The organism is Acinetobacter sp. M5A5_2a, assembly GCF_053345265.1.
The window spans coordinates 127,048-142,467 of record NZ_JBKEZV010000009.1; the positions used below are offsets into that span (position 1 = coordinate 127,048).

Sequence of the window (15,420 nt, forward strand, 5' to 3'; positions counted from 1 at the left end):
AAAATAGCGCTGATTATGACTCAGTTTTATAATAATGATGTCCAATAAAATATTTCAAATTTTAGATAGTTTAAGTTTGGTTGCACAGAATCGTGTACTTCATGTGCAATTTTCCAACCCATCATTAAACACTCAAGTCTTCTTGCAACGTATTGAAGGCGAACATACGCTCAATCAGGGCAGCGTTGCTGAGCTACTGTGTCTGTCGACGAACGCACACATCGCATTAAAACAATTTATTGGCTGTCAGGTTGCCGTAGATCAGGTCACTGACATGGGCCAGGTCTTTAGAACGACAGGCATTATTACTGAAGCGAGCCAAGGGCAAAGTGACGGTTCATTGACTATTTATAACCTCACCTTAAAAGACCCAACTGCACTCTGGCATAAACGCCGTAATAGCCGCGTGTTTATGAATAAAAGCGTACGTGATATTAGTGAAATTCTGTTTAAGGAATGGCAGGGGAAAAGCCCGCTATTTGCTTCAAGCTTAACACTCGAAACAGCAGGTTTAAGTAAAGACTACGATGTGCGTCCATTTGTGATGCAGTCAAACGAAAGCGATTATGACTTTTTAACCCGTTTGTGGCGTAGCGAAGGAATTAACTGGCTGGTTGATGAATCGCAGCTTTTGGTCGCTGACCCGAGTGCGTCGATTCAGCCACAAGTGTTACGTTTAATTGATGATAACCAAAATTATCAAGCCCTTGAACGCCGTAGCCTCCGCTACCAACGCAGCAGTGCCACAGAACAGTTCGATACCATTACCCAAGTTAAAGCTGAGCGCCGCTTACAACCGACTTCGGTTCATGTGCAACGCTGGCAAGCCGATGCGCTGCAACAAGAAGAAGGCAGTGGCAGCGTACAAGGCACACAAAAGCACAGCGAACACTATGACAATGCCAGTCTAAACCTTGAAGATGCATGGCATGTTAGCCCCGCTTGGATGCAGGACTTAAACGGTGAAGACCAAGCCACTGCTTCAGGCAATAGCCAGATTGAACAGCTGAACCAGCACATCAATGCTTACCATCACCTGAGTTCGAAACAGTTTATCGTTTCAGGGAACGTTCGTGATGCACAAGTGGGTTACTGGTTCGAACTCAAGGATCACCCAGAACTCGACCAACATGACAGCGCTGATAAAGAGTTCTTAATCTTAAGCAAGCACTACTATAACCAGAATAATTTACCGAAAGAATTACAACAGCAACTTGAGCGCCTGTTACCAAAAGACAAGCTCAAAGCTGCCCAACTCGACACGCAAAACCCTGAGCAGCGCCATTTTGCTGAGCTGAATGTCGTTCGACGTAACATTAAAGCTGTGCCTGAATATAGCCCACTAGAGCATCGCCCCGCGGCTTACCCACAGCGAGCTAGAGTGGTGGGGCTAGAAGGTGAAAGCATTCATGTCGACCAGTGGGGACGTATTAAAATCCGCTTCCTATTTACTCGAACTGACGACCATAGCCATGACGGTGGAGCGGGAAGTAACGACAATGACACCGACTCGGCTTGGGTCGATGTACTCACCCCATGGGCAGGCGCAGGTTATGGCGCACGCTTCTTGCCACGTGTGGGTGAGATTGTAGTCATCGATTTCTTTGACGGTAACATTGACCGCCCGTTTGTGGTGGGTCGAATTCACGAAGCTGAACGTCACCCAACCCAATTCGATCAGAAAGGCCAGCTACCTGACACTAAAAAACTCAGTGGTATCCGCTCAGAAGAAGTCGACGGCAAAGGCTTTAACCAGCTACGTTTTGATGACACCACAGGGCAAATCAGTGCTCAGCTACAAAGTAGTCATGCAGCTAGTCAGCTAAACTTGGGTAACTTAAGCCATCCAAAAGACAAGGCGGAAAGTGATGGTCGAGGTGAAGGTTTTGAACTCAGAACAGATCAGTGGGGGGCAGTTAGAGCTGGCAGTGGTTTACTGATTAGCACCCATAAACAAGACCAAGCCCAAGGCGTACACCTTGATGCAAATGAAGCTAAGCAACAAATCGAAGGCGGCCTCAACAATGCCAAGGCACTCAGCGAAGTTGCTAAAAATCAACAAACTGATCCATTGGAAGTGCTTGAGAACTTAAAAACCTTCATAGAGCAAATTGAAGAAAAGGATCAAGACAAAGCTGCTGCTTTTAAGCAAGCCTTGATGATATTAACTGCACCTAACAGTATTGCCATAGCCAGTAACGAAGACATTCACTTAAGCGCAGATGCTCAGTTAAGCCAAACTGCTGGAGACAGCATTAACCTAACCACCCAAAAGAACCTGATTGCACATGCCCAAAACAAGATCAGTCTTTTTGCGGCTCAAGAAGGGGCAAGACTATACGCAGGCAAAGGCAAGGTCGAGATACAAGCGCAGGGCGATGGAGCAGATTTAATTGCCCGTAAAACGGTTCAGATTATTTCTACAGAAGATAAAATTGAAATTAGTGCTTCTAAAGAAATTGTTATCACGGCGGGTGGATCTCAACTCAAGATTAATGGATCGGGAATTTTTCCTGTCACTGGTGGTAAGTTTGAGGTGAAGGCTGGGCAGCATTTGTTTATGGGGGGAGGAAGTGCGCAAAGTCAGAATATAGGTCTTCCCTTATTAGGCAAATTAAATAATTGGATGGAACTTAATTATCATTATGATGATTTATCGCCAGTTAAAGGTGCGCCATTTAAAGTTTTTTTTGAAGATGGTAGTTATAGAGAGGGAGTCTTAGATAGCAAAGGATACGCAAAATTAGAAAATATTCCTTCTGGTAAATCAGAAATCTATTATGGAGAAGATCCTTCTGAATTTATTAAAGATGAACCTGATGATTTAGATGCTGTAATTGAAGATGGCGATCAATTAGAAGATGATTTATGGTCATTTCTAGATGAAGATAGTTATAAAAAATTAACATCTGATTTACAAAAGGGGAGTAAATAATGGGTTCGGTCGCTAAATATAAACGTTCAGCTGATTCAGTCCCGAGTGGTTGGTTGCAAAGCTTAAAAAAAGACACGATGACTTTTCTTAAAGGTGATAGCACAGGGGGCTGGGCAATTATTGCTGAAACCGTTATTGGTTGTGTGCCAGTATTAGGACAGTTGGTAGATGCTAGAGATATTATTAAAGCTATAATTATTTTAACTGCAAATCCTTCTAGTCCAGCAGGCTGGTTTGACCTGATTACAGCTTTAATTGGGCTCGTTCCTGGCGGTGGTGATGCTGTTAAAATGTCTCTTAAAAGTGTTAAAAAGGGTGCTTTACCAATAGATAGTATTTTAGATGGTATTCGTAAATTTGGAAAAGGTGATCCAGAACAATTAATTAGAAAGTGTTTGGATTTAAATGCTTTACAGAAAAATTTAGATAAAATCTTAACAAATCAGAAAATTCTTAATCAGTTAAGCCCAGCTGCTCGTAAAAATGTAGATCAAATAAGAAATAATTTGGGAAAACAACTACAAGAATTTAAAAAAGAGGTTGATGGGTGGCTTGTAAAAAGTAGGAAAACATCGGCTGATGCAGGTAAAAAATCAACAACACAGACCACAAAACCTAAGTCACCTTCAAATGGGGGGCAAAACACTCATAACACAAATCAAGGAAAATCAAAAACTTCAAATAATTCGTCTATAGCCCAAACAGCGATAACAAATTTATCAAATAAATATAAAGGGATTTTAGGGGAACATATGGCAGATTATTATTGTCAAGAAGTTAAGGGATGGGGAAACTCATCTCATGATAAATTAGGAACGAAAAATCCTAATAAGTTAAATGATAAGGGTGAAATGGTTAATCTTTTCTCTACAAAGAGCCGTGGACGCGGAATTGATGGTGTATGGAAAAAAAACACGAGTGATGCAAAACCTTATGTGATAGTAGAGGCAAAATGTAGCCAGAATCCAGCATCTTCATTGAAAGAATTGTTAGGGGATGCAAACGATAAAAATGGTATAGATAAATCAATACCTCAACAGCAACAAAAGTCTGGAAGACGCTCAAGAACACGTACTGGAAGTAGTGCAAATAATAAAAATTTAACTTTAGGTGGTGAAAAGTATAGAGATTCGAAAGGTAAAGTTGTTCAAATGAGTCATCATTGGATAACTAACCGCCTTGTAAAAGCGGTAGGAATTCAATTAGCTCCAATTATACTAAAAAAGCGAAGATATGAACGATATGTTATTTTCTTTAGTGGGCTTCAAGTTGTTGAGCATGCAGTTGCTTTATTAAAATTTTTAGCAAAGCAACAAGTAAGTGATAAAGATCACTCTTCACATCATGCGACGAGAGTATGGACTGATAAAGAAATTAGTGTAGTGGTTAATAATAGGTAAGTGGAAGTAATAGCATGCTAGATTATAAATTTAGTCGAAGACAACAATTTTTGGATGAAAAGTATTATCTCTCTACCAGAGCTGCTTTAATAAATGCTATTCAAGACTTTTTAGGTGAATCTAATAGTGATGAAGATATTGAAGCGGGATGGATAGATTCTTATTCTATAGCTGCAAGATATCAATTTGATCTATTTATACTAGACTATACTGCTGGAAGATCTATTGATCACTTACGTGTAGATTTTGAGAGTGTCATAAATTTATTTAATATTTTGTCTGAAAAGCAAAGAACTTATTATAAAGATCCAAATTTTAGTGTCTTTGATTTAGAGTTACTTGATGATTACTGCTTATATATTTGGTTAATTAGCCTTTGTTATTTATTGAAAAGAAATGACTTATTAATGAGTGTTGCCAAATTAGTAGATGGAGAGAATCAAGAAAATGGAGGTAAAGACTGGATCGTTGAAGAATTTTTAGCTTTTTCTGATGATAATCGTTTTGACTGTTCTGATGTTCTTTTTCCCCAGCCTTACTTTGAGCTTTCAAATGCCTTTGTAAGCCAGGATAATAAGGTTTCTCTGAAGCATTTACATAAATTTTTAAAGAAATGGTATAAAGATTTAGCAGGTGCACCTTGGCATGATACCCATAAAACTGATGGTGGATATTATGGGTATTGGTCTTTTGAAGCTGCTTGTTCCGTTATTTTATTGGAAATAAATGATGACAAAGAATTATACGATTATCTTTATTATCCTAAAGATTTAATTGCTTTCTATCATTCATTCAATTCAACTGCAGGAGAGGAAAATTTATTAAATAAATATAATAGAATAGCGATTAAAGCAGGTGAGAAGGCTCCTCAATCTGGTTATTGGTTTACTGTAGCTAGTAATAACTCTCGACAATATTTTAATGCTGGAGAGATTCTTCCAGAAATTAAAAAACAAGACTGGGGAGAGGTTTACTGGCAGTTTGAAAAAGAAGAATAAAAAATTAAAATATATAAGTAATAAAAGCCCCATTATTTAATGGGGTCTTATATAAGTGATATATTCTACTTAATCAATTTATTAAAACAAATTAATTACTTTTAAAAGATAACTTTATTCTTGTATTCATATCGTTAAGTTTCTCTTTACAAAATAGACAGATGTTTCTGTATTTTATAAAATAATGCCAATCCTGACAAAATTTTCATAAAAAGATGTTATCTCATATACATAGAATTCTAGAAGATTTGGGTATCAGCTCGCAAAAACGCGTGCTTCATGTTCAGTTTTCTAATCCATCGTTGAATACTCAAGTCTTTTTACAAAGTATTGAAGGGCAGCATCAGCTAAATGAAGGACTGACTGCCGATTTATTTTGTCTTTCTACCAATGCCCATATTTCATTAAAACAATTTATTGGTTGTCAGGTTGCAGTCGATCAAGTAACTGATCAGGGGCAGCTATTTAGAACTACAGGAATTATTACAGAAGCCAGTCAGGGGCAGAGTGATGGTTCATTAACATTGTATAAACTGAGATTACAAGACCCGACCGTGCTATGGCATAAACGCCGAAATAGCCGTGTATTTATGAATAAAAGTGTACGGAACATTACTGAAATTCTATTTACTGAGTGGCAGAACAAAAGCCCATTGTTTGCGTCTAGCTTAACTTTAGATTTAAAAAGTTTAACTGAAAACTACGATGTTCGACCTTTTGTCATGCAAAGTAACGAAACAGATTATGAGTTTTTAACCCGACTTTGGCGTAGTGAAGGCATTAATTGGTTAATTGATGAAGCTCAGTTGTTTGCCACTGATAGCTCGGATGAGATTCAATCACAAAAGTTACGTTTAATTGATAGTAATGAATCATATTTAGTATTAGACCGAAGAAATATCCGTTATCACCGTAGTAGCGCTGTTGAACAACAAGACAGTATGACAAGCCTTGTGCCAACTCGAAGCTTGCAATCTACAGCCGTGCATGTGCAACGCTGGCAGGCTGATGCTTTAAGTCAAGAAGAAGGCATGGGCAGTGTTCAGTCAAAGCATAGTCATAGTGCTAATCAGGATAATGCGAGTTTAAGTCTAGAACATGCATGGCATGTCAGTCCTGCTTGGATGCAAGACTTAAATGGGGAAGACCAAGCCACTGCATCGGGTCACCAGCAGCTAGAAAAACTCAATCAAAATCTATCTGATTATTATTCATTTCAATCAAAATACTTTCATGCACAAACCACGGTACGTGATGCGCAAGTTGGCTATTGGTTTGAATTGGATGAACATCCTGAAATAGATACGCATAGCGGATCAGACAAAGAATTTCTGATTATTGGGAAAAGCTTCTATCTGCAAAATAATTTGCCTAAAGATTTGCAACAGCAAATCAATCAACTTTTTAGTCAAAGCCAATGGCAAAACAATCAATCAGGGCTAAATGACCAGACTGAACGTCAGGGTAATCAGCTCATCTTGTCGCGTAGAAATATTAAAACTGTTCCTGAGTATCATCCGTTAGAGCACCGTCCAGCCGCTTACCCGCAGCGCGCTAGAGTAGTGGGATTGGAAGGCGAAAGTATCCATGTTGACCAATGGGGGCGTATTAAAGTCCGCTTCCTGTTTACCCGAACTGACGACCATAATCATGACGGTGGAGCAGGAAGTAACGACAATGACACCGACTCTGCTTGGGTCGATGTATTGACCCCATGGGCGGGCGTTGGTTATGGAGCGCGGTTCTTGCCTCGCGTGGGTGAGATCGTGGTCATAGACTTCTTCGACGGTAACATTGACCGTCCGTTTGTGGTGGGTCGTATTCATGATGCCGAACGTCACCCAACTCAGTTCGATCAGAAAGGTCAGCTACCCGATACCAAAAAGCTCAGCGGCATTCGTTCAGAAGAAGTTGATGGTAAAGGCTTTAACCAACTACGCTTTGATGACACTACAGGCCAGATCAGTGCTCAGCTACAAAGTAGTCATGCGGCAAGCCAGCTAAACTTGGGTAACTTAAGCCATCCAAAAGACAAGACGGAAAGTGATGGCCGTGGTGAAGGTTTCGAACTCAGAACTGATCAGTGGGGTGCAGTCAGAGCGGGAAGTGGCTTACTCATTAGTACCCACAAACAGGATCAAGCTCAAGGTGTACACCTTGATGCAAATGAGGCCAAACAACAAATCGAAGGCGGCCTCAACAATGCCAAAGCACTCAGTGAAGTGGCTAAAAATCAGCAAACTGACCCGTTAGATATGCTTGAGAATATTCAGACTTTCTTAGAAATTCTTAAACAAGAAGACCCTAAAAAGGCTGCTGAGTTTCAATCAGCGGTAATGGTGTTGGCATCTCCAAAAAGTATTGCTGTAAGTAGTAATGAGTACATCTATGTTAGTGCAGATGGTCAGCTTACTCAAAGTGCAGGTGATAGCATTAATATCAGTACACAAAAGAATATAGTGGCTCATGCAAGTCAAAAAATTAGTCTATTTGCAGCTCAAGAAGGAGCTCGGCTTTTTGCTGGTCAAGGTAAAGTTGAAATTCAGGCACAAGGTGATGCCTTAGATGTGATTGCTCGAAAAGGTATGCAGATTACTTCAACCGACGACACGGTTTTTATTACTAGTCCAACTGAAATTAATCTGACCGCAAATGGATCTCAAGTTAAGCTGAATGGTTCAGGCATTTTCCCTGTTACAGGTGGTAAGCTTGAGGTGAAAGCAGGGCAACATTTGTTTATGGGAGGGGGCTCGATAAATCCACCTGCGCTTGATTTACCAGACTGTTCTGCGAAGCAGGCTCAAGCCGCTCAGAATGGTTCGGCTAAGGTAGATTTATCATGAGTTTGTCGGTTTTTAATACAACCCAATATGAAGATTTAAAAGATATTACTTCTAAAATTGAAGAACAGTGCATCCAAATTCTGAATGAATATGGTCAGATCATTTTTTTATTAGATACTACATTGAATGATTCTATTTTTAACGGTGTAATTGATAATTTATCAAACAAAAATATTGCATATATCCCTTTAGCGCATAAAAAAGAAATTGCAAAGTCAAACCTCTTTTTTATTTGTATTGATGATAAAAAAATATTTGAGCAGGTCAAAGAAGATTTATTGCAAAATCTATCGAGAAATAAAAATATTACGAATGATTGCTATTTTGTTCATGGGTTTGGCGTGGCGAAGACACGCTCACTTGAGGAATTACGAGATCAGATAAAAACTAAATTAGTAATTGCTGATCAAGGTAAAAAAATTCTTTTCCGTTGGTATGATCCTAGAGTCATGATCTACTTGGATGAGATTTTTAAAACAGAATATGTAGGTGGCTTATTGGATGGCTTTAAAGAATGGCATTTTTTACACCCAAAAGGTCTATTTAGCTTTAATTCTTACGATGAATCGCGATCAATGTTGAATCTAACAAAAGTGAACCTTGAGCAATCTATAGATTTAGATTTAATTGAAATTGCTAATAATGTATTTCAACAATTAAATGAATTTGACCAAGTTGATTTAATAAAGATTCATCCAGTTGAAATACATCAAGATCTTAAAGAAGCTTACTACGATTATGGTATTCAAAATCATTTAGATTTAGTCACATATGGTTTGTACAGTCAAATTATACATAAAAATTTTATACAGCATCCTGTGGTAACCAATGTGCTCTACGACCATTGTGTAATGAATGAAATGTCTTTTACAGATGCTATGGATTATGTAACGAAAGACTTATATGAACAGATAGCTAAAGAATTGAATGGATAAAAAGATGTCAGAAAATCAAAAAATGATATTGGGCAAGTCAAAATCAAATAATTCATTTAATGAGATTATTGCTCAGCAAAAACAGAAGCAGAGTCAAATTCCTGTTATGGGAAAAACAGCAGCAGTGGGCGATATGCGCAACCCAACAGTTGCTAAAAATATTAATAAGAAGATTGAAGAAAGTGAAATTGCAAAATCAGCAAAACAGTCAACTGCTGCAAACATGCAAAATAGTAGTGCGGGGCAGGCCCAGAAAGAATGTTCAAATTTTTGCCGTAAAAAAGGCTTTAATATTTTGCCATTAAGGTACACGGTTGTTAAAGATCATCCACCTGCTTTACCTGCAACATTAGGTAAAAATGTTAAAGATATTCAGTTAAGCCATCTCAAATATGTGGTTGAGATGATTGATACTGGGTATATCTATCGCTTAGTTAAAAGAACATCTGGGGCATTGGAATGGGCTGGGTACAAAGTTACCCCAAATGGACATTTGTCTTATTTCCCTGTGGGTAAAGAGGCGCCTAAAAGTGTTCCAGAGTTTGCATGTAAAGGGGCAGGCCATAGCTTTAATTCATCTGTGATAGCTGTAGAAAGTAACCCTAAAGATGAGGCGAAGATTGCATATATTATTCATACGCATGTGCCTATGAGTAAGACCAAAATATCTGAATATGAAAAAAATGCTGATAAGTTTGTAACAGAAGGAAAATGGCAGAAAATTTTAATTAATGGTGGAAGTGCGCAAGAACATTGTATTGCTGCAAGCCAATTTAAAACCACGGTTTATAATCTAAACAGTTTTGGTAAAAACCGTATCGATGCGACATTAAATAAATTCAAAGATGAGCCTAAATCGCTTGCCTGTATGGCATTGTATGATCCTGTAGGAATTACAAGAAAATTAAATACATTGCGTAATTCAGAATTTAAAAAAGTAATGGATTTTTTAGCTAAAAAAGAAGGAGATTTTACAAACGAGCACCGGTTACATAGTTCTCAATGTATTGATAGTATTAAAATTTGTTTAGAAAATAGATTGTTAAATGAACGCAGTCAACTTAGTACTCAGACAACTAAAAATATAGTATTAATGGGGCTAGGGAATGAGTTACCAAAAAACTTAACAGATGCTGACGATATTAATTATGAGTTAGAAAAAATATATAAAAGAAAGTCGAAAGAAGAACAAGATAGACTATTAAAGGAGGCCCAACAGAAACAAACGGCAAATAAAGGTATTTATACTGAAGATATGGGGGCGTGGAGTAAGGATAAAGGGGAACAGGTTTGGGTTCAAAAATATAAGCCAAATTTAGATATGGTGGCTAAATTAAATTTTGATAAAAAAATTAATGTATTAATTCAAGAATGTTTAGCTGGAGCAAGAGCTATAGGAGATGATCATATTAAATGGTTATTGTCTAAAGCTGTAATAAATGCCCTTCATGCTTATGATGAGCAAGTGCAAGTTCCATATGGAAATATTTTTTATATTCATGCGATGGATATGATTAATGGGATGAGTGGGGTGCAGAGTGGACAAGCATTACTTGAAACTTGGTTAGGTGTAGAAAAAATTGCCAAAGAAAATATTTACATGAGGGCAATTTGTTATAACCAAGAAAGTTTAAAAAATAAATATAATGCAGCAGCACCAAGTATTATTGATATTTCTTGGGATGATGGACAAAATGCAGCTAAAACTGCGATTGCAGCATTTGTTGCCGCAGATAAAGCTTGGCAAGAATGGGCGGCAGATAAAACCAATAATGGTTATATGTTGTATGGACAAAAATTCAGTTTATTAAAAACGTTTTACTGGATGTCTGAACTGACCCAAAGCGCAGTGAAGTGGAGTATGAAATATACGCCAGGTTCAGAATTTGCAAAAAAACTTGGGCGATTAACGTTTTATACTTTTGCCCATAGTGGGGCATTGGTTGAGCATGTTGCAAAGAACTCTCTGTATTATCTTATTCCCGTTCAAACTTTAACGGGTCGGATTAAGCTGACACCTGAAATGGTGCAGAACAACTGGAAAAAGTATTCTTCATCCGCAACCAACCCAAGTAAAGCAGCCAAACAAATTGATCGGATTATTGCAAATAGTTCACCAAGTGCAGGTTTGCGTGTATCTGGTGTGGTTGCAATATTTGAACTGATTAACTTAGGAACACAGATTTCTAAGTTTAATATTGATCCATCAGTAGATAATACTTTGTCATATATGTCAGGCATGATGGCAACAACAGCTGCTATTTTAGAAGTGGGTAGTAGCTCAATGGAAAAGTTTTCTTTTGCAGAGCGTGCCGCGTATATTGCTAAGTGTGGGGCATATTTCGCGATCGCGGGTGCTACATTTTCTTTAATAATTGATGGGAAAAGTGCCTATAAGTCGTGGAATGAAAGTAATCCATATGCAAGAGCACTTAATACTGCCAAAACAATTAACTCTTTTGCGACTTTAGTTGTAGGAATTAGTGCTTTCTTGAATCTTCCACTCATGAAAAACACATCACTGTATTATAATGTTGAAAAATATGTAATTGGCCGCGCATTATTAGGTATTAGGGCGATAGAAGCTGCTGCAACCCTAAGTGTATTGGGGATAGCACTTGTCGCCTTAGAGATTTATTTAAAGAATTATGTCTTAGATAATGCCATGCAAGATTGGTGTCAAAAATGTGCATTCAAGCTAAAAAAGGAAAATGGTGAAGATGCTTTTAAAGATGTTAAAGAAGAAGAAAAAGAGTTTAATAATGCTGTGGTGAGTGTCTAAATGGAAAATTTAAAATTAAATCTTAAGTTGGTTAAAGGTCCAATACATTCTTTAGAAAAAGCAAAGTCTAAAATTCCTGTAAATCAGAGTATTGGTGGAATTGCAGCTGGGACTGCTTTTGCAGGTGTGCTAGCTGAAAGTAGTTCGTTACTTACCAGTGCTCCTATACTAGTAATGGCAGGTAAAGCTAAAGATGGCATCACCTTTACGGGGGAAATAGAAGAACATTCTTTACTAGGACAATTTACGACGGTTCGTTTTGAAGAAAATAATGAACTTATTGCTGTAATTAGCGACAGCCCTGTAGAGGGACGCTATCAAGTTTATGCAATAGTTGATCCAAAATCAGGTCTATTGTATATGATTTATCAAATGGGGCGATCGGTAAAAAAAGGCTATAAAGCTATTATTATGCAAACCTATTATTTTACTATTATTTGTGGAGGTGGGGTGTCAATAATGTTCTTGCTTTTCTATATTTTTGATTTCAATTACTCTTGGGATTCTTTTTTCTCTTTATTATCTTGGATCTTTATAAGCTTACTCATGTGCATAGGAATGATGGCTTTTGTGAATTACTTTGGTTATCGTAAAAGTTATGAAAATTTTGGAATATTATCAGAGCAAATATTTGAAAAATTGGGTTTTGAAGATCCTAAAGAGCAGGATTTTTATAATGATTTTTTAACTGATGATGGTGTTCAGATTAGTGTAATGAAATATAGAAAAAATTTAAAAGGTAATGATCCTTACCCTCAAGATTATTTTAGTAAGAATACAACAAGCGAATAGTAGTGGAACTTAAATTAAACCTTAAGCTAGTTAAAGGCCCAATACATTCTTTAGAAAAAGCCAAGTCCAAAATTCATGTAAATCAAAATGTGAGTGGGATTGTGGCTGGGACTGCCTTTGCGGGTGTGCTCGCTGAGAGTAGTTCGTTGCTTACCAGTGCACCTATATTAGTAATGGCAGGTAAAGCTAAAGATGGCATCACCTTTACGGGGGAAATAGAAGAACATTCTTTACTAGGAAAATTTACGACGGTTCGTTTTAAAGAAAATGATGAACTGATAGCTGTAATTAATGATAGCCCTGTGGATGGGTGCTATCAAGTTTATGCAATAGTCGATCCTAAATCAGGTCTATTGTATATGATCTATGAAATGGGTCGTTCAGTAAAAATGGGTTATAAAGCTATTTTTATGCAGACCTATTATTTCACCTTTATTTGCTGGGGAGGAATATCTGTAATGCTTTTACTCTTTTATCTTTTTGATTATTCTTGGGAATCTTTTTTTGATTTAATAAAGTGGCTATTTATGGAGTTTTTTCAGGAGATTTACCATAATATAGAGGATCATACCAATCTAGCATCCACTCATAATTATCAGTAATCATGTCATATAGCCATAAAGGAGTGGCTGGAAATTTTTGCAATTCTGGTGTTTTCTCATCAGCTTTATATTTTGTTATTAGTTCTTGTCTTTGTTTTAAACTCCAAACATTTCTACCAATATCAATTTTACCGTTGTCTGTAGGGTAAAGAATATATTGTCCTCGATTTCGTGCAGCATATTCCCATTGTGCTTCAGGCGGTAAATCCATTTTTAAATTTAATTGTTTTCCTAGCCACTGACAGTAGTTTCGTGCTTGCTGCTAATTGATGCCTGCCGCAGAATTAGGAATATGATATTTTATTAAAATATTATCAAATTTTCCTACTTGGTCTTGTCCAGTAACTTCGGTGTATACATCAAAGTCAGCATAAGTTGCTTTTATTGCGCTTAATGCATAATTATCTAAAGTGACTTTGTGTAAAGGTTTGCTATGTGCATCACTATCGTATGGTAATTTATCTGGGCTTTTTTGCTCACCAAAAAACCCTATCATAAAAGTACCACACCTAATTTCTACAAGATTCTTTTTTGTTTTATCTAAGAGTTGTTGCAGCTTCTTTTGTTGCTCTGATTAGAGATTTTGTTTAGTCGTAACTGCTTGGGATTGCTCTGTAGTATTTGTTGATTTAGCACAAGCACTTAAAGCAAGACTTGAAAATAAAACAACAGCTATATTCCGTTTCATCATTTTGTTGTAAATCATTAGATTGAATATTGATGAAACTATTTTAGTAAGAGACGTGGAAGATATAAATAGCGGTTTTGTTATTCAGCTAAGTAAATAAACATTTTGATTTATGAAAAACTAAAATGAACTAAGATATTTTATAATTCTTTACCTTATGTTTACAAAAATAAACTTAATTTTTTTGCTTCTAGATTTTTGATGAAAATATATTGAAAAAGCATGCTTAGGGGCGGGAGTGGTACTTTTTAACCTTTATCATGGAAACTAAATTTATTTAAAAAGTATAATAGATAGACAGATTAGTCTTGACAAGTTTCATGGTTTTTTGTAGCGCACTTTTTACTATAAGTTTTGATGGTTTGTTCGTAACCAAATAGAAGCACCTTGTAGTTAATATAAACTTAAATATTGTTAAGCAAATGTTTCAAAAAAACTAAATAAATGATATTTAAATAAATTTTTCATTCAGTTTTTATTTTTATTTATTTGATTAAAATCAACAACTTATTTTTAATTACAAAAAATAACAATATTATATTTTTATAAGAATAACTTTATTAAGCTATATTTTATAACCATCTTAACTATTTACTTTTAGTTTAAGTTGATATGATTTTTATATAAAATATGTTTGTTTATATGATAAACTGCGCATAAATTTTTTGAATATAAGGTTTATAGTCTGATTTTTTAATGTTTTCTCAATATTAACTTTTCAGTAAAGCCTTGAATAAATAAGAAAACAGAGGAATGAAAGTTGTGTTGAAACGAAGTATTTTGATACTTTTTCTGACTGGAAACATTATCGGTCTATCAGGTGCTCAAGCAGCAGAACTAGAGCCTGTAAAACTTAAAAAAAGTTGTCTTAAAAAGAATCCGTTAGCAGAAGGCCAAAATGATCCTGAGCTATTGAATATTTTTAAGCAAGTTTGTGATAGTGATAATACGACTCAAAAAAATGATTTATTAGCTAAAGCAGCCATGCGGTTTTATCAAACCAATCAACCAGTTAAGGCTTTGAATTTGGCTAGTCAATTGCAAAGTCAAAATATACGCGGTTCATTAATAACAGATGTTTTATTTTTATCTGGTGTAAGCATTGCAAATAACTCATTGCAGCAAATGCGAAGTCAGGAAATGCGTTATTTAAGCAACGATGTAACGTACCCACCCGCTAAACAGTTAATTGAAAATATTCATACTTCAATGCCTGCGCCTGATACTTCAAATGTTAAGGCTGCTTCAGAAGGTAGTTCAGTTGATAACGAACGAAGAAGTTATAAAAAACAAACTGTAACACGTAACAGAGTTACTAGTTCCAGAACAGCAACTAAACGAGTAGCAACTCCAGCAAAAGCAACTGCGGTTAAACAAAAAACTGCCCCTGTAGCCAATGTTAATAAATCAAAAAGTTCGCCTTTTGACCCTTTAATTAAATAATC

8 protein-coding genes and 2 pseudogenes are annotated in these 15,420 nt (G+C 36.5%); 9 read left to right on the top strand and 1 reads right to left on the bottom strand.

Translation table 11 applies throughout. The annotated features are described in order from the left end of the window. The first annotated feature begins 34 nt into the window (after positions 1 to 34). From ACLBWE_RS12760 to ACLBWE_RS12795, 8 genes and pseudogenes are all read left to right on the top strand, one after another. The gene (locus tag ACLBWE_RS12760) at positions 35 to 2,935 is read left to right on the top strand and encodes a type VI secretion system Vgr family protein (RefSeq protein WP_447603296.1); all 2,901 of its coding nucleotides are present in this window, start codon (positions 35 to 37) and stop codon (positions 2,933 to 2,935) included. Then, complete coding sequence (locus tag ACLBWE_RS12765) at positions 2,935 to 4,335, top strand: hypothetical protein (protein ID WP_447603298.1); 1,401 nt, start codon at positions 2,935 to 2,937, stop codon at positions 4,333 to 4,335. Before ACLBWE_RS12760 ends, ACLBWE_RS12765 begins: the two co-directional genes overlap by 1 nt. Before the next feature lie 14 nt (positions 4,336 to 4,349). Beyond that, positions 4,350 to 5,333 (top strand): PoNe immunity protein domain-containing protein, encoded by a 984-nt coding sequence (locus ACLBWE_RS12770; RefSeq protein ID WP_447603300.1) that lies wholly within the window; start codon positions 4,350 to 4,352, stop codon positions 5,331 to 5,333. 215 nt (positions 5,334 to 5,548) lie between these two features. Next, on the top strand, positions 5,549 to 8,176 hold the full coding sequence (locus ACLBWE_RS12775) for a type VI secretion system Vgr family protein (protein ID WP_447603302.1): 2,628 nt from the start codon (positions 5,549 to 5,551) through the stop codon (positions 8,174 to 8,176). Beyond that, entirely contained in the window at positions 8,173 to 9,111 is a 939-nt protein-coding gene (locus ACLBWE_RS12780) for a hypothetical protein (RefSeq protein ID WP_348950398.1), read from the top strand. Before ACLBWE_RS12775 ends, ACLBWE_RS12780 begins: the two co-directional genes overlap by 4 nt. Positions 9,112 to 9,115: 4 nt before the next feature. Further along, complete coding sequence (locus ACLBWE_RS12785; protein WP_447603304.1) at positions 9,116 to 11,893, top strand: T6SS effector BTH_I2691 family protein; 2,778 nt, start codon at positions 9,116 to 9,118, stop codon at positions 11,891 to 11,893. Then, positions 11,894 to 12,685 (top strand): putative type VI secretion system effector, encoded by a 792-nt coding sequence (locus ACLBWE_RS12790; RefSeq protein WP_348950394.1) that lies wholly within the window; start codon positions 11,894 to 11,896, stop codon positions 12,683 to 12,685. 2 nt (positions 12,686 to 12,687) lie between these two features. Beyond that, a pseudogene (locus tag ACLBWE_RS12795) lies at positions 12,688 to 13,224 on the top strand (putative type VI secretion system effector); the annotation flags it as partial. Here the strand turns inward: ACLBWE_RS12795 and ACLBWE_RS12800 are convergent. Continuing rightward, positions 13,214 to 13,993 (bottom strand): annotated as a pseudogene (locus tag ACLBWE_RS12800) (SUMF1/EgtB/PvdO family nonheme iron enzyme); the annotation flags it as partial. The pseudogenes ACLBWE_RS12795 and ACLBWE_RS12800 overlap by 11 nt on opposite strands. A gap of 735 nt (positions 13,994 to 14,728) precedes the next feature. Here ACLBWE_RS12800 and ACLBWE_RS12805 point away from each other — a divergent pair. Then, positions 14,729 to 15,418, top strand: a complete 690-nt coding sequence (locus ACLBWE_RS12805) for a hypothetical protein (RefSeq protein ID WP_447603306.1) — start codon at positions 14,729 to 14,731, stop codon at positions 15,416 to 15,418. Positions 15,419 to 15,420 lie beyond the last annotated feature (2 nt).

Bases quoted from the DNA above. Each gene is read 5' to 3' on its own strand.
- ACLBWE_RS12770 (WP_447603300.1), top strand. From the start codon at position 4,350: ATGCTAGATTATAAATTTAGTCGAAGACAACAATTTTTGGATGAAAAG.
- ACLBWE_RS12765 (WP_447603298.1), top strand. From the start codon at position 2,935: ATGGGTTCGGTCGCTAAATATAAACGTTCAGCTGATTCAGTCCCGAGT.
- ACLBWE_RS12785 (WP_447603304.1), top strand. From the start codon at position 9,116: ATGTCAGAAAATCAAAAAATGATATTGGGCAAGTCAAAATCAAATAAT.
- ACLBWE_RS12805 (WP_447603306.1), top strand. From the start codon at position 14,729: ATGAAAGTTGTGTTGAAACGAAGTATTTTGATACTTTTTCTGACTGGA.
- ACLBWE_RS12760 (WP_447603296.1), top strand. From the start codon at position 35: ATGATGTCCAATAAAATATTTCAAATTTTAGATAGTTTAAGTTTGGTT.
- ACLBWE_RS12780 (WP_348950398.1), top strand. From the start codon at position 8,173: ATGAGTTTGTCGGTTTTTAATACAACCCAATATGAAGATTTAAAAGAT.
- ACLBWE_RS12775 (WP_447603302.1), top strand. From the start codon at position 5,549: ATGTTATCTCATATACATAGAATTCTAGAAGATTTGGGTATCAGCTCG.
- ACLBWE_RS12790 (WP_348950394.1), top strand. From the start codon at position 11,894: ATGGAAAATTTAAAATTAAATCTTAAGTTGGTTAAAGGTCCAATACAT.